23 protein-coding genes are annotated in these 23,318 nt (G+C 64.9%); 15 read left to right on the forward strand and 8 right to left on the reverse strand.

The genetic code is table 11. From position 1 onward, the window contains the following. Nucleotides 1-58 precede the first annotated feature (58 nt). The 3 genes from ACFQO4_RS10355 to gcvH are packed head-to-tail and all read left to right on the forward strand — an operon-like array spanning nt 59 to nt 2,297. The gene (locus ACFQO4_RS10355) at nt 59-868 is read left to right on the forward strand and encodes an aldo/keto reductase (protein ID WP_500260840.1); all 810 of its coding nucleotides are present in this window, start codon (nt 59-61) and stop codon (nt 866-868) included. Further along, nucleotides 865-1,860, forward strand: coding sequence for an NADPH:quinone reductase (locus ACFQO4_RS10360; protein ID WP_500260841.1), 996 nt, complete (start codon nt 865-867; stop codon nt 1,858-1,860). Before ACFQO4_RS10355 ends, ACFQO4_RS10360 begins: the two co-directional genes overlap by 4 nt. 53 nt (nt 1,861-1,913) lie before the next feature. Then, a complete protein-coding gene (gene gcvH, locus ACFQO4_RS10365; RefSeq protein WP_500260842.1) occupies nt 1,914-2,297 on the forward strand; it encodes a glycine cleavage system protein GcvH in 384 nt (127 codons plus the stop codon). Between the two features lie 59 nt (nt 2,298-2,356). Here the strand turns inward: gcvH and ACFQO4_RS10370 are convergent, their stop codons facing one another. After that, nucleotides 2,357-3,418, reverse strand: a complete 1,062-nt coding sequence (locus ACFQO4_RS10370) for a zinc-dependent alcohol dehydrogenase (RefSeq protein ID WP_500260843.1) — start codon at nt 3,416-3,418, stop codon at nt 2,357-2,359. A gap of 84 nt (nt 3,419-3,502) precedes the next feature. Next, complete coding sequence (locus ACFQO4_RS10375) at nt 3,503-4,279, reverse strand: SDR family NAD(P)-dependent oxidoreductase (protein ID WP_500260844.1); 777 nt, start codon at nt 4,277-4,279, stop codon at nt 3,503-3,505. A gap of 93 nt (nt 4,280-4,372) precedes the next feature. Between ACFQO4_RS10375 and ACFQO4_RS10380 the strand changes: the two genes are divergently transcribed. Together ACFQO4_RS10380 and ACFQO4_RS10385 are read left to right on the forward strand one after the other, a co-directional pair. Continuing rightward, nucleotides 4,373-5,452 (forward strand): zinc-dependent alcohol dehydrogenase, encoded by a 1,080-nt coding sequence (locus ACFQO4_RS10380; RefSeq protein WP_500260845.1) that lies wholly within the window; start codon nt 4,373-4,375, stop codon nt 5,450-5,452. Nucleotides 5,453-5,498: 46 nt separating this feature from the next. Further along, nucleotides 5,499-5,897 carry a cupin domain-containing protein gene (locus ACFQO4_RS10385; RefSeq protein WP_500260846.1) on the forward strand — a complete coding sequence of 133 codons (399 nt, stop codon included), beginning with the start codon at nt 5,499-5,501 and terminating at the stop codon, nt 5,895-5,897. A 5-nt stretch (nt 5,898-5,902) separates the two neighbouring features. On the opposite strand, the gene ACFQO4_RS10390 is transcribed toward ACFQO4_RS10385, so the two are convergent. Beyond that, nucleotides 5,903-7,480, reverse strand: coding sequence for a phytoene desaturase family protein (locus ACFQO4_RS10390; RefSeq protein WP_500260847.1), 1,578 nt, complete (start codon nt 7,478-7,480; stop codon nt 5,903-5,905). A 120-nt stretch (nt 7,481-7,600) separates the two neighbouring features. Between ACFQO4_RS10390 and ACFQO4_RS10395 the strand changes: the two genes are divergently transcribed. From ACFQO4_RS10395 to ACFQO4_RS10420, 6 genes are all read left to right on the forward strand, one after another. Continuing rightward, nucleotides 7,601-8,575 (forward strand): thiamine pyrophosphate-dependent dehydrogenase E1 component subunit alpha, encoded by a 975-nt coding sequence (locus tag ACFQO4_RS10395; RefSeq protein ID WP_500260848.1) that lies wholly within the window; start codon nt 7,601-7,603, stop codon nt 8,573-8,575. Nucleotide 8,576: 1 nt separating this feature from the next. Continuing rightward, nucleotides 8,577-9,581 carry an alpha-ketoacid dehydrogenase subunit beta gene (locus ACFQO4_RS10400; protein WP_500260849.1) on the forward strand — a complete coding sequence of 335 codons (1,005 nt, stop codon included), beginning with the start codon at nt 8,577-8,579 and terminating at the stop codon, nt 9,579-9,581. A 3-nt stretch (nt 9,582-9,584) separates the two neighbouring features. Continuing rightward, complete coding sequence (locus tag ACFQO4_RS10405; RefSeq protein ID WP_500260850.1) at nt 9,585-10,568, forward strand: amidohydrolase family protein; 984 nt, start codon at nt 9,585-9,587, stop codon at nt 10,566-10,568. Between the two features lie 257 nt (nt 10,569-10,825). After that, nucleotides 10,826-11,710, forward strand: coding sequence for a DMT family transporter (locus ACFQO4_RS10410; protein WP_500260851.1), 885 nt, complete (start codon nt 10,826-10,828; stop codon nt 11,708-11,710). Nucleotides 11,711-11,776: 66 nt separating this feature from the next. Next, nucleotides 11,777-12,394: a VOC family protein gene (locus ACFQO4_RS10415; RefSeq protein ID WP_500260852.1), complete on the forward strand. Its 618-nt coding sequence runs from the start codon at nt 11,777-11,779 to the stop codon at nt 12,392-12,394. A 113-nt stretch (nt 12,395-12,507) separates the two neighbouring features. Beyond that, nucleotides 12,508-13,041 (forward strand): OsmC family protein, encoded by a 534-nt coding sequence (locus tag ACFQO4_RS10420; protein WP_500260853.1) that lies wholly within the window; start codon nt 12,508-12,510, stop codon nt 13,039-13,041. A 52-nt stretch (nt 13,042-13,093) separates the two neighbouring features. On the opposite strand, the gene ACFQO4_RS10425 is transcribed toward ACFQO4_RS10420, so the two are convergent. Next, the gene (locus ACFQO4_RS10425) at nt 13,094-13,876 is read right to left on the reverse strand and encodes a cyclase family protein (protein WP_500260854.1); all 783 of its coding nucleotides are present in this window, start codon (nt 13,874-13,876) and stop codon (nt 13,094-13,096) included. Nucleotides 13,877-13,985: 109 nt separating this feature from the next. Continuing rightward, nucleotides 13,986-15,095: a zinc-dependent alcohol dehydrogenase gene (locus ACFQO4_RS10430; protein ID WP_500260855.1), complete on the reverse strand. Its 1,110-nt coding sequence runs from the start codon at nt 15,093-15,095 to the stop codon at nt 13,986-13,988. Between the two features lie 181 nt (nt 15,096-15,276). Here ACFQO4_RS10430 and ACFQO4_RS10435 point away from each other — a divergent pair, with 181 nt between their 5' ends. Next, the gene (locus tag ACFQO4_RS10435; RefSeq protein WP_500260856.1) at nt 15,277-15,531 is read left to right on the forward strand and encodes a HalOD1 output domain-containing protein; all 255 of its coding nucleotides are present in this window, start codon (nt 15,277-15,279) and stop codon (nt 15,529-15,531) included. Nucleotides 15,532-15,660: 129 nt separating this feature from the next. Then, entirely contained in the window at nt 15,661-17,124 is a 1,464-nt protein-coding gene (locus tag ACFQO4_RS10440; RefSeq protein WP_500260857.1) for an aldehyde dehydrogenase family protein, read from the forward strand. A gap of 24 nt (nt 17,125-17,148) precedes the next feature. Here the strand turns inward: ACFQO4_RS10440 and ACFQO4_RS10445 are convergent, their stop codons facing one another. Next, on the reverse strand, nt 17,149-17,631 hold the full coding sequence (locus ACFQO4_RS10445) for a cupin domain-containing protein (RefSeq protein ID WP_500260858.1): 483 nt from the start codon (nt 17,629-17,631) through the stop codon (nt 17,149-17,151). Between the two features lie 64 nt (nt 17,632-17,695). Next, entirely contained in the window at nt 17,696-19,408 is a 1,713-nt protein-coding gene (locus ACFQO4_RS10450; RefSeq protein ID WP_500260859.1) for a 2-oxo acid dehydrogenase subunit E2, read from the reverse strand. Nucleotides 19,409-19,564: 156 nt separating this feature from the next. Here ACFQO4_RS10450 and ACFQO4_RS10455 point away from each other — a divergent pair, with 156 nt between their 5' ends. Next, nucleotides 19,565-20,647 carry a zinc-dependent alcohol dehydrogenase gene (locus ACFQO4_RS10455; RefSeq protein ID WP_500260860.1) on the forward strand — a complete coding sequence of 361 codons (1,083 nt, stop codon included), beginning with the start codon at nt 19,565-19,567 and terminating at the stop codon, nt 20,645-20,647. Nucleotides 20,648-20,954: 307 nt separating this feature from the next. Next, the gene (locus ACFQO4_RS10460) at nt 20,955-21,431 is read left to right on the forward strand and encodes an Lrp/AsnC family transcriptional regulator (protein ID WP_500260861.1); all 477 of its coding nucleotides are present in this window, start codon (nt 20,955-20,957) and stop codon (nt 21,429-21,431) included. Between the two features lie 19 nt (nt 21,432-21,450). Here the strand turns inward: ACFQO4_RS10460 and ACFQO4_RS10465 are convergent, their stop codons facing one another. Beyond that, the gene (locus tag ACFQO4_RS10465) at nt 21,451-23,238 is read right to left on the reverse strand and encodes an archaea-specific SMC-related protein (protein ID WP_500260862.1); all 1,788 of its coding nucleotides are present in this window, start codon (nt 23,236-23,238) and stop codon (nt 21,451-21,453) included. Nucleotides 23,239-23,318: the final 80 nt, after the last annotated feature.

Here is a 23,318-nt window from a genome sequence, read left to right on the forward strand (position 1 = left end):
GCAGCGGGGAACCTCGACCGGGGCAAACGACTTTGTCGACAGCGCGAGAGTATTCTCCATGGATCTGACAGCTGTCCCGTCGCCCGGTCTCGGGACGATGGGGTTCGAAACATCCGACGCCTGCATCGAGGGCGTTCGAACCGCAGTCGAACTCGGCTATCGACACGTCGACACCGCCCAGAAGTACGGCACCGAAGCCGCCGTGTGCGCGGGAATCGAGGCGGCGACCGTCCCCCGTGGAGACCTCACGATTGCGACGAAAATCGAGGAGACGAACCTCGCGTACGACGACGTCCTCGAGACCGCCCGGGAGAGTCTCGAGCGCCTCGGCCTCGAGTCGGTCGACCTGCTGTACGTCCACTGGCCCGGCGTCACCTACGACCCCGAGGAGACGCTCCCGGCGTTCGACCGCCTCGTCGACGACGGGGTCGCCGACGCCATCGGCGTCGCGAACTTCTCGCCGGACCTGCTCGCCGAAGCGCGGGACGTCCTCGAGGCACCGATCGTCGCCCACCAGGTCGAGATGCATCCCCTGCTCCAGCAGGAGCGGCTGCACGCGTACGCCCTCGAACACGACACAACGCTGGTGGCGTACTGTCCGCTGATCCGAGGGAAGGCGTTCGACACGCCGGAGCTCCTCGAGATCGCCGACGACACCGGACACTCCGTCGTCGAACTCTGTCTCGGGTGGCTCGCCTCGAAGGAAGGGGTGGTTCCGATTCCGAAAGCGACCGGGGAGCGCCACCTCAGAGAGAATTACGCGGCGGCGACGGAACCGCTCCCGCCGTCAGTCCTCGAGCGACTGGACGCGATCGACCGCGAGCACCGCGTGGTCGATCCCCCGGAGAAAGCGCCGTGGAACCGATGACTCGACCCATGCGAGCGATTCGAATCCGCGAGTTCGGTGACGAGAACGCCCTGCTACTCGAGGAAGTCGCGCGTCCGGACCCGGACCCGACCGAGGTCCTGATCGAGGTACGCGCCGCCGCCGTCAACCCGTTCGACGCCTACGTCCGCGAGGGACTCGTCGAACCCGACGACGGACTCCCGCACGTCCTCGGCGGAGACGCGTCGGGGGTCGTCGCCGCCGCCGGTGCGGACGTCTCGGCCTTCGAACCCGGCGGCCGGGTCTTCACCACCGGTCTCGGACTCGACCGTCCAGGCACGTACGCGGAGTACGTCGCAGTGCCCGACCACAGGGTCGCTCACCTTCCGGCGAGCGTCGGCTGGTTCGAAGGCGCGGCCGCCGCCGAAACCGTAACGACCGGCCTCCAGGCGCTCGCTCGAGGAGGCCTTCGGCTGGACGACGTCTGCCTGATACAGGGGGCGACCGGGGGCGTCGGCCACGCCGCCGCCCAGCTCGCACGCGAAGCCGGCGCGTTCGTCGTCGGGACGTGTCGGGCCGAAGCGACGGACGACGCTCGCCGGTTCGGCGTCGATTCGGCCGTCGACTACCGTGGCGACGACCTGGCCGAGCGGATCCTCGAGGCGAGCGACGGCCGACCAGTAGACGTGGTCGTGGAGACCCACGCCGCGGCGAACGTCGCGACGGACATCGATGTCCTGGCCGACGCCGGGACCGTCGTCGTCCTCGGAGAGGACGGCCCGATCACCATCGAGAAGCCCGTCGCCGGGTCTGCGAAGGCAAAGCAGGCCGACCTCGCCTTCGTCTCCCACATGCGGGCGACGGCCCACCACGGCGAGGGGCTCGAAACGGCGGCACGACTGCTGGGTCGGGGCGACGTCTCGGCCGAAGTCGCCGCGACGTACCCGCTCGAGGAGGCCGGCGAGGCCCAGCGCCGATGTCTCGACGGGGGGACGGTCGGCAAGGTCGTTCTCGACGTCTCGGCGGATCGCTGACGGGATCGCTCGAAGCAGAACGCTTTTTGTCACGCCCGGAGTCGGTCTCGACGATGAGCTTCGACGTACCGGAGGCGCTGTCGTATCTGGAGAGTCACGAGTGGGTTCGCACCGAAGAAAAGGTCGCGACCGTCGGCCTCACGGACTTCGCCCAGGACGAACTGGGCGACGTTGTCTTCGTCGAACTGCCCGAGGCGGGAACCGACCTCGAGCAGGAGGCTCCGTTCGGTACGGTCGAGAGCATCAAGGCCACCTCGGACCTGTACTCGCCGGTGACGGGGACGGTCGTCACCGCCAACGAGCGCCTCGAGACCGAGCCAGAACTTCTCAACCGGGCTCCCTACGGAGAGGGATGGCTGATCGAGGTGGACCTCGAGCGCGACCCGGAGGAGGGACCGCTCCTCTCGGCCGACGAGTACCGCGAGCGAACGGGGTGAAATGCGCTTAGCCTGTATCACGGAGCGCCGGCGTGCACCGCGCGACGACACCAGCTAGGTTAGAACCGCACGACGACTTTGATCGCGCCGTCCCGTCGGTTCTCGAAGGTGTCGATCGCCTCGAAGAAGTCCTCGAATTCGAATTCGTGGGTGAGGATCGGATCAGTCCAAAAGTCGCGCTTTGCGAGCAGTTGCGTCACGCGGTGAGCGCTGTTCATGCCCTGGGCTTTGACGCCGTGGAGGTCGATATCGGCGGCGACGAGTTTCGAGGTCGGAATCGGGCTGGTCCCCTCGCCCGGATTACCCAGGAGCGCGACGTTGCCGGCCGGAGCGGTCATTTCGACGGCCTCGGCGATGGTGTCGTGCCGAGCGGCGGTCTCGATCACCACGTCCGCACCCAGTCCGTCGGTCAGGGATGCGACGCGCTCGACGGGATCGACTTCGGTGACGTCGATCGTGTGATCGGCGCCCACCTCGCGGGCGACCTCGAGGCGCTCCTCGCGCGTCCCGGTCATCACCACCTCGCTCGCACCCCTGAAGTTGGCGCACTGGACGGCGGTGAGACCGATCGCGCCCGGCCCGATGACGACGACGAAGTCCCCGGCCTGCACGTCGGCTTTCTCGACGGCGTACTGCGAACAGCCTGCGGTCGTGATCAGCGTCCCCTCGCGAAAACTCAGTTCGTCGGGGAGGTGATGGAGATTCCGCTCGCCGATGGTGCAATAGTGGGTGTAGCCGCCGTCGACGGTGAACCCGTGGTGTTTGTGTCCCATCGACTCGTCCCCGTAGTTCAGACAGGCGGTGTAGCGACCAACCTTGCAGTTCTTGCAGAACCCGCAGGCGTCGTGGGTCTCGTCAGCCACCCGGTCGCCGACCGCGAACTTGTGCGTGTTCGGCCCGAGTTCGACGACCTCGCCGGTCCATTCGTGACCGAGGACGACCGGATACTCCGCGCCGGGCCACCCGTGGTCGCGCATCTTCAGATCAGTGCCACACACGCCGCAGGCACGGATCCGGACGAGGACTTCCCCGGACTCTGGTTCGGGCACCGGAACCTCCTCGATCGAGAGGTCGCCCGGTTCGTTCAGCACCGCCGCCGGCATCCTCCGCTGGCTGGCCATACTGACACCTTCGGCCGACCGGTCATAAACGTGTGGTGCGTGCTGACGTCCAGCGGACTACCGTGCGGCGACCGGCCATCTGACTCAGGGATAGAGCCCCGCCGTCGCCTTCACGCCGCCGTCGACCGTGAGATCCTCGCCCGTGACGTAGCTCGCGTGTTCCGACGCGAGAAAGCAACACGCCGAGGCGATGTCGGCCGGATCCGCCAGCCGCTGGAGGGGGATCCGGTCCAGATCGTAGATGTCCCCCTTCTCCTCAAGCAGTCGGTCGATCCGCTCCACGCGGGTCATGCCGGGGCTGACGGTGTTGACCGTGATCCCGCGTTCGCCGAGGGCGACCGCGAGGGAGCGCGAGAGGCCGATCAGCCCGGCTTTGGTCGCCCCGTAGAGGCTCATCGCCGGGACGCCGACGTGGGCGACCACGCTCGAGACGCCGATGATGCGTGCGTCGTCGACCGACTCGTCGTCGATCACGGCGCGGGCGAACCGCTGTGAGCCGGTAAACGCGGCCCGAAGGTTGACGTCGAGCATCGTCTGCGTCTCCTCGAGGGTCTGCTCGAGCGGGTCGTTCGCGAGGTTGGCCGCGGCGTTGTTCACGAGCACGTCGGGCGTCCCTAGTTCGGCTCGCGCGTGCTCGAAGAGCGCGTCGATCTGTGCTTCGTCGCCGAGATCGGTCGGTACGGCGACGGCCTCGACGCCTCGTCCGCGGGCCGCCTCGGCCGTGTCCTTGATCTCTGACTCAGTTCTTGCGGTCACCACGAGGTCCGCGCCCGCGTCGGCGAACGACAGTGCGATTTCCTCGCCGATGCCGCGTCCGGCGCCGGTCACGACCGCGGTTCGGTCGGTAAGATCGAATCCCATGGTCGAAGCATGGAAGGGATCGTAAAAGAGGTTCGCCTCGGTTGCTCTCGAGCGATGGAAAGACTTTCGTCATGTGCCAACGAGTGACAGGACATGGCTGCGAGGAACGGCGAGCCGATTCCACGACAAATGGAGGCAGTGGTGCTCCACGAGGTCGACGACTGGTCGCTCGAGACAGTCGAGGTACCCGGATTGACCGACGTCGAGAACGTCGTCTGTCGCGTTCGCGCGACGACGATCTGTGGCTCGGATCCGAAGATGTTCGCCGGGAAGCTCCCGTGGCCGCCCGAGTACCCGTTCATTCCGGGCCACGAGTGGGCCGGCGAGGTGGTCGCGGTCGGCGAGGACGTCCACCGCTTCGAACCCGGCGACCGCGTGTTCAGCGAGACCCACTCGGGTTGCGGATTCTGCACGCAGTGTCGCCGCGGCAACTACCAGCTCTGTGAGAGCTTCGGGAACAACGAGGTCGGCCACCGCCAGATCGGCCACACCCTCAACGGCTCGTTCGCGGAGTACGTGGCCGTCCCCGAGGACCTGCTCTATCACCTCGACGACTCGATCTCCTGGCCCGCCGCGGCCCTGATCGACACGAACGCCATCGCGCTCAACTGCACCGTCCGGGGCGAGATCGATCCCGGCGACACCGTCGCCGTCTTCGGCACCGGCATCATCGGTCTCTGCTGCGTCCAGCAGGCCCAGGCCCTCGGCGCGGATCGCGTTATCGCGACGGGAAACCCCCGGAACAACGAACTGGCGGCCTCGCTGGGTGCCGACCACACCGTTGCGTACGACGCCGACGTTGTTTCAGAAATCTACGACCTGACCGATGGCACCGGCGTCGACGTCGCCCTCGAGGCCGTCGGCGTCGAGGAGAGCGTTCGGCAGGCGATCGAGGTCACGCGCGAGGACGGGACGGTCAGCCTCGACGGGATGCCGACCGAGGACTACTTCAGACTCCCCGTGGCCGACATCGTCAAGCGCGAGATCGACGTCCGGGGCTGTCGCGCCCACTCGAACCTCGCCGAAGCGAGCGAACGAATGGTTCGAAGCGGTGCCGTCGAGCTCGGCTCGCTGATCACCCACGAGTTCCCCCTCGAGGCGTTCACCAAGGCCTACGAGACGTTCACCGGGGGCGACGACCTCGCCGTTCGGGTGGCGCTACGTAACGGCTGACGAGTACTCTTCGACCGACGATCCACGACCAACGAACCACGAACCCATGACCCGACAATTTCCCAAAATCGACCCGCAGGAACCGACCATCGTCCAGACAGACGTCGAACTTGCCATCGCCCGCGACGGTATCGACTGGGAGGCCGGCGACGTCCTCACCCTCCCCGAGGGCGTTCGAATGAAGATCGTCAACGAGAACGACGCCGAGGCCCGAACGGACTTCTTCGTCAAATTCCCACCTGGATACGTCGAACCCGAGCACACCCACGAGGGAGCCCACGCCTCGCTCGTCCTCGAGGGCCGGATGCTCGTGGACGGGCACGAACTCACACCGGGCGACTACTACTACGGGCAGAACGTGCCCCACGGCCCGATGGAGTATCCCGACGGCTGTACGATGTTCGCCTCGTTCGTCGGCGGCGACGTCGCACACGAGGAACAGTAGGCGACTTACTTTTTCGCGATACCAGCCTCGAGCCCCAGTCCCAGGTCCTCGAGTAGGACCGTCGCGCAGTTTCGCCCGGGCGCGCCGCTGACGCTCCCGCCCGGGTGGGTGCACGCGCCGGTGAGATAGAGTCCGTCGACGGGCCCGCGGTAGTCCGAGAAGCCAGCCACTGGACGGCGCTCGTCGTACTGGTCTGGCGTATAGTCCCCGCCGTGACAGGACCCGCGGTAGTTGTGCGGGTTGCGCCGCTCGAGGTCCAGCGGACTCTCGACGTAGGAGTCGATGACGACGTCTTCGGTGAAGTTCGGGGCGTACTCACGGAGATGCTCGAGCAGGGCGTCGGCGACGGCCTGCTTGCGCTCGTCCCAGGTCTCGGAGCCGTCGGCGTGATCGTACGGGAACACGCCCACGAGTTTGTACGTGTGCTTGCCCTCCGGGGCGCGTGTGTCGTCGGCCACGGACGGGCACAGCGAGAGGATGAACGGATCATCGAGGTGGACCTCGCCCTTCTCGAACGCGACCGTCGCGTCGAGGAGGTTCTCGACGCTGCCGACCGTCCCCATCGCGACGCTCTCGAGGTCGCCCTCCTCGGTCCGGTAGCGCGGCGGTTCCTCGGCCGCGTAGTGGGCCGCGAACATCGAGAGGCCGGCCTTCCAGTTTTTCACGCCGTCCGCGAACGCCTCGGGCAGGTCCGCCTCGGGGATCATGTCCACGAGGTCGGTCACGTGGACGGTCGAGACCACCGCTTCGGTCGCGCGGTAGGTGGCCCCGTCGGCCGTTTCGACGCCGACGGCAGTCCCGTCCTCGACGAGGAACTCGACGACCGGCTGGTCCGTGTAGACCGTCGCACCGTGGTCGAGCAGGCACGACTCGAGTGCCTCCGGCAGCGCGGCCGACCCGCCCCTCGGGAGTACCCAGGAGTTCTTCTGACGGCCGTAGGTCAGCGAAAAGGCCCGCAATCCGCCGCCAGGGCGGTCGATTGGCTTGATCGTCATGAACGCCATCCACGCCAGGAACGCACGCGTCTTGGGGTGCTCGAAGCGCCGCTCGAGGATGTCGAGCGGACTCTCGAGGCTCCGTCTGATCCACGCCTCACCGTTCGGCGCCTCGGCAAGCGTCTCCGGGATCGTGCCCTCCGACGGGGGTGAGTACCGCGCTCGCGTGTAGTAGGGAGCGATCTCGGCGTAGTCATCGAGGAGATCGAGGTACGCTTGCGCGTCGGCTTCCGAGAACTTTGCGAACTCCGCGGCCGTCCGTTCGCGGTCCCGCCACATCGTGAGGCTCGTCCCGTCGTCGAACGGAATCGTCACGACGGGGTCCGGTCTGATGTACTCGAGGCCGTAGGTATCGAACAGCTCGAGTTCGTCGTCCTTGATCGTCGGACTCGCCTGGATGAGGTTGTGGGCTGTCGAACACGAGTCGTGTCTGAATCCGGGCTGAGTCAATTCTTCGGTCGCCGTGTCGCCCCCGATGGTCTCCTGGGCTTCGACGACACCCACGTCGAACCCGCAACGAGCGGCGTAGGCGGCGGTGATGAGACTGTTGTGTCCGGCACCTGCCACTACTATGTCGTGCGTTGGCATACACCAGTAGTGATCCCTGTGGTCCCATAAATCTACACCTCTCACCAGTGACTGTAGCCTCGAGTCGAGAGAAACCGTCCCCGTCAACTATAATACGTCGGACTGGTTGGTATGAAGTGGATGGCAGAATCTACCACAGACGTGGATCAATCACTTCTCCTCGAACGAATGGAGTTGATCCGCCGATTCGAAACGCGCGTCGGCGAGTTGTTCGCCGACAACGAGATTCCGGGGTTCGTCCACCTCTACATCGGGTCGGAGGCCGTCGCCGTCGGCGCGTGCTCCACGCTCGAGGAGTCGGACTACATCACGAGCACCCACCGAGGGCACGGACACGCCCTCGCGAAGGGGCTGGATCCGAAGAAGATGATGGCCGAGTTGTACGGTCGGACGACCGGGTACTGTAACGGCAAGGGCGGGAGCATGCACATCGCGGACGTCGACGCCGGGATGCTCGGCGCCAACGGTATCGTCGCGGCCGGGACGCCGATCGGTGGCGGGGCGGCACTGGCCTCCCAGATCCGCGGCGACGACGACGTCGCCGTCTCCTTCCTCGGTGACGGTGCCACCTCCAACGGCCCGTACCACGAGGCGCTCCACCTGGCGGCGCTGTGGGACCTCCCCCAAATCTACGTCGTCGAGAATAACCACTACGGCGAGATGACCAGTGTCCACGACCAGCACCCGGTCAGCGACCTCGTCAAACAGGCCGACGCCTACGACGTACCCGGCGAGATCGTCAACGGCCAGGACGTCGAAGAGATGTACGAGGCCTCCCGGGAAGCCGTCGAGCGCGCCCGCAACGGCGGCGGGCCAACCGTCATCGAGGCCAAAACCTATCGGTACAAGGGCCACTACGAAGGCGACCCGCAGTGGTACAAGGAGAACGAGGACCTGCCCGACTGGCGAACGGCCGACCCCGTCGAGACCTACAGCGAGAAACTGATCGACGCGGGCGTCATCTCCGAGGACGAGTACGAGGAACTGGGCGAATCGATCGAGAAGGAACTGGACGAGGCAGTCGAGTTCGCGAAGGACTCGCCGCTGCCGGAACCCGACGCGGCGTACGAGGGACTGTACGCGGAGGAACTCTAACATGGCAACCACACCGACCGTCGACACTGACGGCGAGACCAAGGAGATCAGCGTCACGGAAGCGCTCCGCGAGGCGATGCACGAGGAGATGGCCCGCGACGAGGACGTCTTCTTGCAGGGAATCGACGTCGCCGACCGGGGCGGCAGTTTCAGCGTCTCTGAGGGATTACTCGACGAATTCGGCCCGACGCGTGTCCGCGACACCCCTATTAGCGAATCGGCCATCGTCGGCACCGGACTCGGAGCCGCCGCCGCTGGAATGCGCCCGGTCGTCGAGATCATGTACTCCGACTTCATGGGTGTGGCCTTCGACCAGATCATGAACCAGGTCGCGCTGATGCGCTACATGTTCGGCGGGAAACTCGACATTCCGCTAACAATCCGGACCGTCGACGGCGGCGGTTTTTCGGCGGCCGCCCAGCACTCGAAGACGCTCCACTCGCTGGCGATGCACCTCTCGGGCATCCGCGTCGTCGCCGTCTCGACGCCCTACGACGCCAAAGGCCTGCTCAAGAGCGCGATCCGCCACGACGACCCCGTCTTCTTCTTCGAGCACGCCAACGTCTTCAACAAGACAGGCGAGGTGCCCGTCGAGGAGTACACGATCCCGCTCGGTGAAGCCGCCGTGCTCGAGGAAGGCGAGGACGTGACCGTCGTCGCCACCCAGGCGATGCTGTACGAGGCGATGGACGCGATGGAGGAACTCGAGGGCGAAGTCGACATCGAACTCATCAGTCCTCGCACCCTGGATCCCCTCGACATCGACACCATCGCCGCGAGCGTCGACAAGACCGGGCGCGCAGTCGTCGTCGACGAGACGCCGCTCATGGCTGGCGCCCAGGGCGAGATCGCCGCCCAGATCAACGAGGAGGCGTTCTGGCGTCTGGACGCCCCCGTCGAGCGCGTCGGCGTGCCGAACGTCCCAATCCCGTTCAGCCCGCCGCTCGAGCAGGAAGTGATTCCGCACAGCGGCGACATCGTGACGGCGATCCGGAACACCCTCTGAGCAATGCGAGTAGACTGCCACACCCACTTCCTGCCGGCGCCCTTCCGGGACCGCCTGCGGGAGGCCGACGGCGAGGTTCGTATCGAGCGCCACGGCGACCAGGAGTTCGTCTGTCACACGACCGGATCGTTCCCCCTCTTTCCCGGCTTTCGGGATCCCGAGGCGCGCCTCGAGTGGATGGACGACCACGATGTCGACACCACGCTCGCGTCCGTCTCGACGCCGAACCCGAACGAGGGGCCGATTTCGATCGACGAATCCAGAACCCTGGTCCGGGCGATCAACGACGGATTCGCCGACCTCCAGGACGAGTATCCCGGTCGCATCGCCGGACTCGGGACGCTTCCGCTCCGCGAACCAGACGAGGCCGTCGCCGAACTGGACCGCGTCGCGGACCTCGGCCTCGCCGGCGTCGCGCTCCCGACGACCGTTCGCGGGATGAAACTGTCCCACCCGGACCTCGAGCCAGTATTCAACCGACTCGACGACCTCGACCTGACCGCGGTGATGCACCCTGGGCGAAACGAGGTGAGCCACACCTTCGAGGACGAGGAGTGGATCTTCAACCCGCTCGCCGTCTTCCCGACCGAGACGACGATCCAGGTCGCTCGGCTGATCTTCGACGGCTTCTTCGACCGCCACGACTTCGACCTCGTGGTCTATCACATGGGCGGCGCCCTGCCCTATCTCGTGGGGCGGCTCGAGCGCGGTCGCGACCAGTTCCGATCGGGTCCGGACCAGTACCCCAAACAGCCCGTCGTCGAGTACCTCCGGGAGTTCCACTACGACACCATCTCGTTTCACCCGCCGGCGATGGACCTGGCGGTGGAGACGGTCGGTGCCGAGCGCCTCTTATTCGGCACGGATTACCCATTTGGGATGGAGAAAGCCGACCAGACGCTCGAAGACCTCGAGGAACTCGAGCTAGAAGACGAAGTGCGGGCGGGCGTCATGGGCGAGACGGCGACGGCGCTCTTCGATCTCTGAACCGGCTCTCCCGGCACGAGTATCAGTCGACCGTCCACCGGTCGGAGCAAGTCGATACCGTTCATCGGCCGGAACGTGTCGGTACGAGTGTTCGCGCTCGCTGAAGCCCTGAGCGAAAGCACGGTCGAGACGTGACCAAAAAGACCTAAACTATTTTCTACGTTGGATCGGTAGGAGGTAGCAATGATGCGTCCGTCGAAGGTATCGATGTGTGATAGAGCGATGGCCACCTCGCTCGAGAGGCCAGTCACGGGGCCATGATCGACGTCTACGCCCTCGCCCTGCTGACCGCGTTGCTGTGGGGATTCACGCCGATTCTCGACAAGCGGGGGATGCTCGGCGGCGGCACCCCGCTCCAGGCGTCGATCATCGTCGTCATCGTCGACAGCTCCGTCTACTGGATCGCTATCGCCGCGCTCTCGGGATCACGGACGCCGTTCGACGGCGTTTCCCTCCGCATCGTCGGCCTGTTCGTCGTCGCCGGCTTCGTCGGTACGGCACTGGGGCGGCTTTCGTTGTTCTTCGGAATCGATCACCTCGGAGCCAGCATCAACAACGCCGTGTTGAGCACGCGCCCGCTGTTCGCGACGATCGTCGCGGTCGCGTTCCTCGGCGAAGCCGTCTCCCTCCAACAGGCCGTCGGCATCGTCGTCATCGTCGTTGGCCTCACGATTCTCACGACCGCACGCGGCGGCGACCTCGAGGGCTGGACCTCTTGGCACGTCGTCTTTCCGCTGGTGGGTGCCGCTGCGTTCGGTGTCTCGAACGTCATCCGTCGGTACGGACTGACGGAGTCCCCCGTCACGGCGCTCGAGGCCGTCGCGCTCAACGAGACGGCGGGATTCGTCGCACTCGCGGCGTACGCGATGGCGACCCAGGGACGGGACATCGTGGACCTGCCGCGCCGGTCGGCGGGCTACTACGCGGTTAGCGGCCTCTTCACCGCGGCGGCGTTCATGGCGCTGTTCGAGGCGCTCGACCGCGGCTCGGTGTCGATCGTCGATCCCCTGTACGGGACGGCGCCGCTGTTCACGACCGTGTTCGCGTACTTCCTGCTCCGGGACGTCGAGCGCGTGACCGTCGGCATCGTCGTCGGCGCCGCCACGATCGTCCTCGGCGCGGTGCTCGTGACGACGGCGTGAGCGTTCGAGCGATTCGACGATCAGGTGGTCGGAAAACGCTTTGAGGATCCGGCGTGACGCACCGCTATGGCGAACAGTGACTGCGGAAGTGACAACGGTAGTGATAACGGTAGTAGCAGTACCAGCGGCGGCATCCCGACCGCCAGGAACGTCGATCACGTCGGAATTACCGTCCCCGACCTCGAGGAAGCGATCGCGTTCTTCGAGGACGCCCTCGGCTGCGAGACCATCTACCAAGCGACGCCCCCGGTCGACGACTCGGTTCAGGACTGGATGCACCGAAACCTCGGCGTTCACCCTGAATCCACGATGCGACTCGCGCGACTCCGGTGTGGCCCTACGACGAACGTCGAACTGCTCGAGTACGACGACCCGACCCAGACCGACGAGCACCCGAAAAACAGCGATGCAGGCGCGGCCCACCTCGCGTTCTTCGTCGAGGACGTCGACGCGGCCGTCGCCTACCTCGAGGGTATCGACGGCGTCGAACTGCAGGGCGAACCGCGGTACAACGAGGAGGGCCCCGAGGAAGGGCAGGTCTTCGTCTACTTCAGAGCCCCGTGGGGACTGCAGTTAGAGCTCATATTCACGCCCGACGACGTGGGATACACGAAGTCGACCGACGCTCGAGCGTTCGGTCCCGCGCCGGAGTGGGATGCCGAGCCGTCGTGGTCGTCCGAGTGATCGAGAGTCGGCCGTTCCTCGAGGTCCGCCCAGGATCGAGCATCTGGTCGATCGTCCCCCCTCGAGGCGAGGACCATGCAAACCTATAACGTGGTAGCGAAGTAGACACGAATATGGCGAACTCCGAGTACCACCGGTATCCCTGGGACGGCCCCGAAGACGACGCGATCGCGGATTCGGACGACGACCTCGACGACGGACCGACCGCGACGATGGTCGCCTCGAACGATCGAACGAACTACGTCCGCGTCCAGAACCATGCGCTGTACATCGACGAACCCGAACACCTCTCGCACTCGTTCAAGAAAGGGGGTCGAGGGGAAGCCCCGAGCGCGCTCGGCTACCTGTTGACGGCCGCGATGGGCTGTCAGGTAAACTCCCTCGAGCAGATGCTCCACAAGGCTCGGCTGACCGAGTACGAGATCGACGCCGAGTGCACGGGCTACACGTTCCTCGAGGACGACGTCAAGCGCGTCCAGAAGATCGACCTCCGGATTACCTTGAGCGTTCCCGAGGCCGAGGAGTCGCGGGCGAACCGCTGTCTCGAGGTCTACGAGAAGGGGTGCGTCGTCGGGGAGACGCTGAAGCGAGGGATCGACCTCGAGGTCGCAAAACGTCTCGTCCTGGACGACGGCGTCGCCGAGTAGGCGACGGAAAACGAATTTTGTATGCCCTAAGGGTGTTTCAGAGAGCCGGGAACTAGAGATCTTTGAAGACGACCGTCCGGCAGAACGCCGCCTCGCCGTTGTCCCACTTCCAGGGGAACGAACCGATCGTTACGCGCTCGTTGAGCACGTCCGGGTGGTCGATGTCGCCACCGAGGTTCTCGACCATCATCAGGTTCTCCGAGAGCGCATTCTTGTGGACGTAGGTCCACTCGTCTTCGGGCAGCAGTTCCTCGAACGGTTCGCCCAGTTTCTCCTCCATTTCCCCGGGGAGGTCGAGGTCCTGGCGGTAGTCTCGAATCGCGGTGTTGAGCGGGTGCTCGATCGCCGGCGTGTCGTTACCGACCCACGGGAAGTCCATCTCGACCCACCAGTCGGTGAACTCCTTGTGCGGGCCAGGGTGCTTCGCGAAGTACGTCAGTTCGTTGGGGTTCTCGCCGGTCTGGAAGTACTCCTTCCACCCGGTGTAGAGGACGAGGATGTCTTCCTTCTTGATCTCGAGGCCGGCCTCCTCGGCCGCCTCCTGGCAGTGTTCGGGTTTGATGATGTCGTACTCGCCGACCTTGTCGGAGATGTCGAGTACGAGTCCAGTGCCGAACAGTCGGTCCATCGGAATCTCAGAGATGTCCCAGCCCTCCGGATCGAAGTGAAGCGGTGCGTCGATGTGGGTGCCGATGTGGATCGCGGTGTTGATCTTTAGCGAGTGATTGACGTCCTTGCTAAAGCGGTGTACGGCCTGCACTTCGGGATCGTCGAAGTACGGCCACGGCCACGTGTTCGCGCCCCACGGCTGATTGAGGTCGTATAATTCGACCATGTCTCTCGAATCGCAATCGCCCCTATTAAACCTTAGCACCGTCACAAAGTGAGGCACGCACGATGGGGCTCCCGTGGCGCTTTCTGGTGTCCAAAACGGATCTGTCCGGTCAGTTCGTCGTGCCCGCGAGTTCCTGCTGGATCGCCGTCCGGTCGACCTCGTCCGGATCGCGGCCGGGGTACAGCATGACGCGGAATGCACCGCCCTCGCGCTCGCGGAACGCCTCGATCGCGTCCTCGAACTCCGAGAGTGCGAACCGGTGGGTGATGAGGGGGTCCACGTCGATCTGGTCGCGGGCGATCATGTCGAACCCCTCGCGGCAGATCCACTTCGGGTTCGCGACGCTCCCGTAGATGTTCTTGTGACCGACGACGATTTCGCGCAGGTCGACGTTCAGTTTTCGGCCCGGACTCGTCGATCCAGCGAGGACGACCGAGCCCCCACGACGCGCCATCTCGACCGCCTGGGCGCTCGCGGCCTCCGAGCCGGCGAGTTCGACGACCAGATCCGGACCGCCACCGAGCAGGTCGGTCACGTGCTCGACGACGTCGTCGACCTCGTGAATATTGATCAGGTGGTCAGGCCCCATCTCCCTCGCTGGCTCGAGGCGCTCGTCCCTGGTCCCCGTGAGGATCACGTTGTCGGCGCCCTGGTGGCGCGCGATCTGCACTGCGGCGAGTCCGATCGCGCCGGGACCGATGACGACGACATCGTCGCCGCCGCTGATCCCGGCGCGTTCGATGGCGTGGAGCGCGACCCCGGCGGTCTCGCAGAACGCCCCCTGATCGTAGTCCATGTTTTCGGGGATCACGTGCAACGCCCGCGTGTCGACAGCGACGTACTCGGCCAGACCGCCGTCGGTCGTGAAGCCGATGTGGGCGTGACCGCGGTCGGTCTCCCCGTAGTGCTCACAGAGGTTGTAGAGTCCCTCCATACACCGCGGACACTCGCCACAGCCGACGTGCGGTTCAGCGGCGACGCGGTCGCCGACGTCGAGTCGGGCGACCCCCTCGCCCAGGTCGACGACCTCACCGGCCCACTCGTGACCGGGGATGTGCGGATACGTCGTCGCCGGGTACTCGCCGCGGAGGATTTTCAGGTCGCTGCCACAGATCGTCGTCGACTCGACCCGAACGAGCGCTTCTCCGCGCCCCGGTTCGGGCCGGTCCACGTCACGAACGTCGACTTCGTTCGGTTCCGGAAAGACTACTGCTTCCATGGGTGCCTATCACACCCTTCTCGAGTGACACAGTTAAACGATGTCATCGTTTCGTGATAGGACGGACTGGGCGGAAGAAGCGCTCCGGCCTGGGCGACCCTCCAGCTCGCTCCTGGCAGTTTGCGACCGGCTCGGACGACGGCAACGATTAAGCTATTCCGTATCACAGTGAAACTCGAGCATGGAACAGCGAGATCACCACCGATCGTCTACTACCCTCGTGGCCGACGTCGTCTCCTCGGCCGCCCAGCACGCCGGAATCGATCCCCTGGCGCTGCCGCCGCTTTACGAGTTCGTCGACGCGGATGCACTCGAACGACTCCTGACCACTCCGGCGAACGACGTTTCGGTGACGTTCACCTACGCTGGCGTTCGCCTCGAAGTCCGGAGCGACGGTGCTGTGCGCGCGCTCTCGAGCGCTGAAGCGAGCGAGTAACGTGATAGCCAGCAGCGACGGCTTAATCGGTCAGCGATCGCGCCGTCGTCGAACTGGTCGAGGCGCCGGTGTCGACTCTCCCCGCCGGATGAACAAACGTTATGATATAGCACGCGCTATCGACCAGGTATGAGCTTCGACCGAGCCTGGCAACTGTACGTCGACGGCGAGTTCGTCGAATCGGAATCCGAAGACCGAATGGACGTCGTGAACCCGGCTACGGGCGAGTCGTTCGCGACGGCGCCCGACGGAACGGCGGCGGACGCTCGAGCGGCCATCGACGCCGCCCGCGACGCATTCAAGGAGTGGCGCTGGAGCGACCCGACCGACCGCGCCGCGCTCCTGAATCGAATCGCGGACGAAATCGCGTCTCACCGCGACGAGTTGATCGAACTCGAGACCGCGGAGAACGGCAAACCCCTGTATCAGTCCAGGAACGACGTAGCCGCCGCCGAGAAGACGTTTCGGTACTACGCCGGCGGCGTCGACAAGTTCTACGGAGACACGATGACACACACCCCGGAGGAGGTGCGCCAGACCACGTACGAGCCTTACGGCGTCGTCGGCGCCATCATCCCCTGGAACTGGCCGCCGATGCACACGGCGGACTTCGTCTCCGTCGCGCTGGCGACCGGCAACACCGTCATCCTGAAGCCGGCCCCCGACACCCCATTGTCGTCGATCCGGATCGCGGAACTGGCCGCGGACATCCTGCCGGACGGCGTCTTCAACGTCGTTACCGGCGGGCTCGAGCCGGGCGTCGAGCTGACGAGCAACCCCGACGTGGACATGGTGACGTTCACCGGAAGCGACGCCAACGGCGAGAAGGTCCTCTCGGCGACGGCCGAGAACATCACGCCAACGATGATGGAACTGGGCGGGAAGAATCCCGCGCTCGTCTTCCCAGACGCCGACATCGAGCGCACGGTCAGCGGGATGATCCGGAGCGCGTTCTACAACAGCGGGCAGGCCTGTTCGGGGAGCGAACGCCTACTCGTCCACGAGGACGTCTACGACGAGTTCGTCGCGTCGATGGCCGACGCGGTGTCGAACCTCGTCGTTGGCGACGGTCGGGACGACGACACTCAGGTCGGGCCGATGGCCAATCCGGCCCAGGAGGAGAAAGTGCAGGACGCGCTCGAGTCCGCGCGCGAGGAGGGAGCCGAAGTGCTGGCACAGGCCGATCTCCCCGAGGACCCCGACCTCGAGAACGGCTACTGGGCGCCGCCGACGCTCCTCGGAAACGCCGACCGGTCGATGGACGTCTTCCAGGAGGAGATTTTCGGCCCGGTGGTCACCGCCGTTCCGTTCGCGTCCGAGGAGGAAGCGGTCGACCTCGCGAACGACGTCGACTACGGCCTCACCGGGTCGATCTGGACCGGCGACGTGAGCCGCGCTCACCGCGTAGCGGCCCAGCTCGAGATCGGGCTCGTCGCGGTCAACAACCCCAACCGCGGCGGCCTCGGCATCCCGTTCGGCGGCTACAAGCGGAGCGGAATCGGCCGCAAGAAGGACTTCACCGAGACGATGCGCGAGTTTACCCAACCGAAGGCGATCAGGATCGACCTCACCGACGATCACTTCGATCTATAGAGTCCGAACCGTCGAGGTGGACGCTCAGTCGGCGCTCTCCGGCTTCCACGTACACTCCTCGCCGAAGAACGTGGTGTCGTGGTCGCCGTTCGAGAAGTACTCGAAGACCGTCATTTGCTGGCCCTTCCGGGCGAACAACCGGTGTCTGTCCCCCTCGCCGATCCAGGCGACCGTCCCGGCCTCGATGTCGTGTTCCTCGCCCTCGACCTCGAGGACGCCGTCGCCCTCAAGGATGTAGAAGAAGTGGTCGGTCCCCTCGTGGTAGTGTTCCGGACAGGCGACCTCGGGCCCGTAGGTGACGACGTCGACGAGGAGGTCCCCGGCGTCCGGGATGAGCCCCTTGTTGATCAGGATGTGCTTCGATCGACCGTCGTGTTGGCTGTCCATCTCGCCGGTCGCCGACTCGTGGTAGATCCTCGTACCGTCCCCCGCTTCGCGGAGGTCTTCGGCGTCGATCGCCGAGTCGGACAGGTCGCTGTGCGCGATGGAGTTCTCAGAGTCTGCCATGCATGCTGTCCTTTCGCACGGGATCACAAAAGTGTTCACGTCGCGACGACCGGAGTACGGACGTTCAGGACTGCTTGACGGTGATCGTCACCGACTGTTCGAGGTCGTCGCTGACGATCCGGTTGACGTAACACGCTCGTTCGGCCGTCTGGACGATGCGCTCGACGTCGGACTCGTCGGCCGGGGAGGTGACGGTGATGTCGACCTCGAGTCGTTCGATGGCGTCGTGGTCCGGTTCCGCGTCGACCTCGACCTCGACCCGATCGATCTTGACGTCGCGTCGCTCCGCGATCGAGCCGATCATGAGCGTCAGGCAGGACGAAAGGCTGCCGAGGAACTGCTCGACCGGTGTTGGCGCCGTGTCGTCGCCGCCGTGATCCTCGGGTTCGTCCACGTCCCACTCGAAGCGTCGCGACTGGACGGTGGCGCGCATGCCCCCATCCGAGACCGTCCTCGCGCTACGACGCCCCTCGAGTTCGTCCGCAAGCTCCCGGAACGCGCCGGCTTGGTCCGGACTCTCGCTCGAGGATGCGCCCCCGAGCGAGAGGAGGCGCGTCGGGTGCTCGAGTTCGTCCGCCAGGGCCTCGAGGAACTTCGCCGCGTCGGCGCCGTCGACCGCGCGGTGATCGAACGTCAGCGAGAGGCCGAGATGTGGTTCCACATCGCCGTCGGCGGTCGGCTGCTGCGTGATCGTCCCGACACCGAGGATGGCGACCTCGGGGACGTTCAGAAGCGGATCGAACGTCTCGACGCCGAAGTGACCGAGGTTCGTGACCGTGAACGTGCCGTCCGACAGGTCCTCCATGGTAAACTCCCGACGCTGGACGCGGTCGACCAGTTCGCTGCGGGCCGCGTTGATGCCGACTAAGTCGAGTTCGTCCACGTTTTCGAGAACCGGCGTCACCAGTCCGTCGTCCACGTCGACAGCCACGCCGACATTGACGTTGGCCGCGAGTTTGTGGACGCCGCCCTCGTACACGGCGTTGAACTCGGGATGGTCCCGGAGCGTCCTGGCGACGGCCTTGAGCAAGAAGTCGGTGAGCGAGGCCTGCAGATCGCGATCCGCCGAGAGACCCTCCTTGAGGGCGAGGAGCGACCCGACGGACGCCGACCGGTTGAGCGTCACCTGTGGCGCCTGTTCGGCCGAAGTCGCCATCTGCCTGGCGACGGATCGACGGAGCTGTGATCCCTGGCGCTCCTCGTAGATTCCCCGACCGGCCGCAGTCGGTGTATCGGGGACGGCCGGTTCAACCGCTTCGCCGAGCGTCCCCGCCTCGACGGCGTCGATCACGTCCCGTTCGACGACGGCCCCGTCCGGGCCGCTTCCGTCCAGTGTGGCCAGCGCCGACTCGTCGACATCGACGTTGTCGCGCAGGTACGACCTGGCTCGAGGCGACACCTTCGCCTCGACTGCGAGCGCTGCGTCGCCGCCCGCGCTCTCCGTCGTCGTAGCTGGTTCCCCGTCTGCCGCCTCTCCGTCGTCGCTCCCGCCGTCGTCGCCCTCGAGTTCTACGAGGACGTCGTCGGGCACGCTCGCCCCTGGATCGCCCACGTACGCGATCGGTGCACCGGGCTCGACCGCTTCCTCGAGGTCGACGAATCGCTCGAGCAAGACGCCGCCCTCGCGGGCTTCGACGTCGTTCGCGGTCTTTTCGGATTCGATGACGGCGATGACGTCGCCGGATTCGAACTCCTCGTCGGCGTCGACGGACCACTCGACGACGACCCCTTCCTCCATCGTCATCCCTAGCTGGGGCATGCGGACTGTGTAACCCATGGTAGCACGTTAGATGCTACGGGGTAATATAAATGTCTGTAGACTCGACCGCCATCGCCGGTACGGACGGTGGCTCGAAAACGCGAGGAAGCGGAATGGACGTTTCCGATCGCTGCCAGCGAAACAATTATTATCATGTCTTCAGTAGCAGGGGGTATGGCAGTAGAAGTAGAGGATGCCGTACCTGATAGTATGAAGGCTATCGTCCTTCACGGGCCAGGCGACTGGTCGATGGAGACGATCAGTAGCCCGGAACTCGATGACGTCGAGAACGTCATCTGCAAAGTCAACGCCGCGTCCATCTGTGGCACCGATCCCAAAATCTTCGGCGGTCACGCCGAGGGCTGGCCACCGGAGTTCCCGTTCATCCCCGGCCACGAGTGGTCGGGCGAAATCGTCGACGTCCACGAGAATGTCTCCCGGTTCGAACCGGGCGACCGGGTCTTCGGTGAAACACACTCAGGGTGTGGCTTCTGCGAAATGTGTCGTCGCGGTCGGTACAATCTGTGTGACAACTACGGCGACTTCGACACCGGACACCGCCAGATCGGGCACACGATGGACGGCGCGTTCGCCGAGTACGTCTCGGTACCAGCGGACAGCCTGTATCGCTTCGACGAGAGCCTCTCCTGGCAGGAGGCGGCGTTGCTCGACGTGAACGCGATTGCGCTCCAGTGTTCGGTTCGCGGAAACGTCGACCCAGGCGATGACGTCGCCGTGATCGGGACGGGCACCGTCGGCCTGCTCTGTCTCCAGCACGCGGTCGCGATGGGTGCCGGCCAGGTCATCGCCATCGGCAGTCCGGCGCGAAACCCGCTCGCGGAGGAACTCGGGGCGGACCATACCATCTCCTACCGGGACGACAACGTGGTCAAACAGGTTCGCGACCTCACCGGCGGAACCGGCGTCGACGTGACGCTCGAGGCTGCCGGCAGCGAGGCGAGTTTCCAGCAGTCCGTCGAGATTACCCGGAAGGGCGGGACGGTGAGCCTCGACGGCATTCCCAAATCCGACTATCAGGAGGTGCAGGTCGGGGATATCGTCAAGCAGGAGATCGACTTCCGCGGCGCCCGCGCCCACGCGAACAAGGCCGAGGCCAGCGCCCGGCTGGTCGAAAACGGGCAGACTGACGTCGCGTCGCTGATCACTCACGAGTTCGACTTCGAGGACTTCGAGGACGCGTTCGAGACGTTCACCGAGCGCAAGGACGGGGCCATCAAGGTGGCGCTCAACTTCTGAAAGAGACCGACGACTAACACACCCAGGGCAGCGGTCGCCCACGCGAGGAGTTTGCGGATCGATCGGTGAGGCGACCCTCGCAGTGGCCCGTGTTCGACCCAAACCACGAACTCCGAACCACGAACCCGGAGCCAATCAAGGGGTCGTCGCGCGCGATGCACCACATTCAGGCGACGATCGCGGGTCATACGTCGACCGCCCATTTTGAGGAATCGATCGACTGAACCGTCACCGGGTTGGACGGTTTGTCACGAGTCCATGTGAAAATAACAGGACGTTTATATCCCTACTATTCGTACGAAGGGGTATGGAATCCACCACTCTCGACGAAATCGACGAAAAACTCCTGCGACGGTTGCACGAGAACGGGCGCATGCCCTACGACGCCCTCGCTGCGGAGGTCGGTCTCTCCGAATCAGAGGTCCGCGGACGCGTCGAGGCGCTGGAAGACGAGGGCGTCATCACGCGCTTTACGGCGCTGACCGATCCCACGAAGCTAGGTTACATCTCGGTCGCGTTCGGCATTACGACGGATCCCACCAAGACCGATAGCATCGCCCAGCAGCTCAAAGATCACGAGAACGTCTACAAGATCTGGATTCTTTCGGGACGTCACAACATCATCATCCACTCGAGCTTCCGAGACATCACGGACTTCCAGGCGTTCAGCCACGACATTCTCCACAACATCGACGGCATCGTTCGCTACGAGTCGTCGATCGTCACCCAGTCCGTCCTCTCGGAGGGAAGCGTCGTCCTGCCGACGAAAGAGGATCAGGAATAACGAGTACCGGCCCCGTCGTTCAGGCGGCGGTGAGGGGGTTCGAAACGACGGACCACTCCTGGGGATCGATCTCCCAGTCGCCGAACGACGTGTTTTCGGGGTAGGCGGTCAGTACCAGGAACGACGTCCGCTCCTCGAGGTAGTCGACGAGCGTTCGAAGGTTCTCGTCGGCGAGCCCGCCGAGGCCGTCGAGCAGCATGACCGGGACGAGTTCGTCGACATCGTAGGCCTCGTACCCGGCGAGCGCGGCGACGAGTCCAACGAGTTCGAGTTCGCCCTCGCTGAGCGCGTCGAGGCTCACCTCACGGCCGTCGCGGGCCACGACGAGGTCGAAGTTACCCGTCAGGTGCGCCGATTCGAAGCTCGTGTCGAACATCGAGGCGACCTCAGCGATCGACTCGTCGAACGCCGCCCTCGTCTCCGCCCGAATGCGATCCTTGCGGTTGCGAAGCGACTCGATCTCCGCCGTCAATTCGTTTCGTTCCGCCTCGAGCGCGTCTCGACGGTCCACCTCGGTTCGACACGTCTCGAGTTCCTCCCGGCGGTCCGCGAGTTCGCTCTCCTTGTACTTGATCTCGCTCTCGAGCGACGTGAGTCGGTCGTCGGATTCGTCGACGCGGGATTCAAGTTCCTCGATGCGCTCTGACAGGATTTCGCGGCGCTCTCGAGCGCTCTCGAGGCTGTCCTCGCGGTCGTTGAGGGTGTCCTCGAGTCGCTGGATCTCTTGCTGGAGGTCCCGTTCGCGCCGTCGCATCCGTTTTTGCTCGTCGCGTTTTTCCTGCAGCGTCTCGACGCGTTCGCGTCGTTCGGCAACGGTCGACGCGAGGGAGTCAATCTCGTCACGGATCGCTTCGAGCCGCGTTTCGATGGCCTCGGTGTTTGTCTCCTGGCCGCAAATCCAGCAAGCGTGTTCGTCGCTCATCAACCCGTGGTCGACGTCGCTCACGAGTTCGACGCGATCTTCCGTGAGAATGCGGCTGTTGACCGAGTAGAGGGATTCGAGCAATTCCTTATCCCGCTCGAGCTCCGAGAGCCCATCTCTCGCCTCCGCGATCTCGGTTTCGACGTCGGTCTCCTCGCTCGATTCGATCGACTCGAGCTGTTCGTATCGCTCGCTCAGCTTCTCGCGAGTGCGCTCGATCGCGTTCTCGGTCCGGTCGATGAGGTCGTCGACCTTCGCCTTTTCGCTCCGGCTCTCGCTGAGTTCCTGGCGTAACGAGTCGACGTCGTCGTTCCCACTGTCGCCCTCGGCGATGGCGTCGCGTTCCTCTCGAAGGGCGTCGAGTTCCGACTCGAGTTCCTCGATCTGTTCTTCGAGGGACGGAACGCGGTTCCCCGCTCTCGTCGCCCGCTCCAGTTCCGCCTCGACCTGCTCTCGTTCGTGTTTCAGGTCTCCGATCTGTTCGTCGATGTTCTCCAGGTCGAGCGGTTCCGTGAGGACGGCCTCCAGGTTCTCGTCGTTCCGGACCGCTCTCCGGACGGCGTTGTTCTCGTCGAGAAAGGCGTACAGTTCCGCACACCGCTGGGCGTAGGCGTCGGTCAGGTAGGGGGTTCCGTCGAGGCTGACCGATCGCCCCTGTCGACGGAGTTGCACGTCGACCGGTTCCTCCGCGGTCTGTAACTGAACCCGTCCACGGGATTCGCCCTCAGTGAGCGGCTGATCGGTACCCATCGCCGTCTTGATCGCCCGGATAAAACTAGATTTTCCCTGCCAGTTCGACGCGCGGACTGCGTTGACTCCCGGTTTGATATCAGCCTCCCCCGAGCGTATTCCCGCGATGTTTTCGATCTCCAGTGTCCATGTCATTAGTCCCTGTTTCTATCTACTCGTATTTAATGGCGATGGTGTGGCACAATGAACGGTGGTTGGCGAATGCCGGTATCAAA

It is taken from the genome of Saliphagus sp. GCM10025334, assembly GCF_042663485.1.
In the GTDB taxonomy this organism is placed as follows: Archaea; Halobacteriota; Halobacteria; order Halobacteriales; family Natrialbaceae; genus Natronosalvus.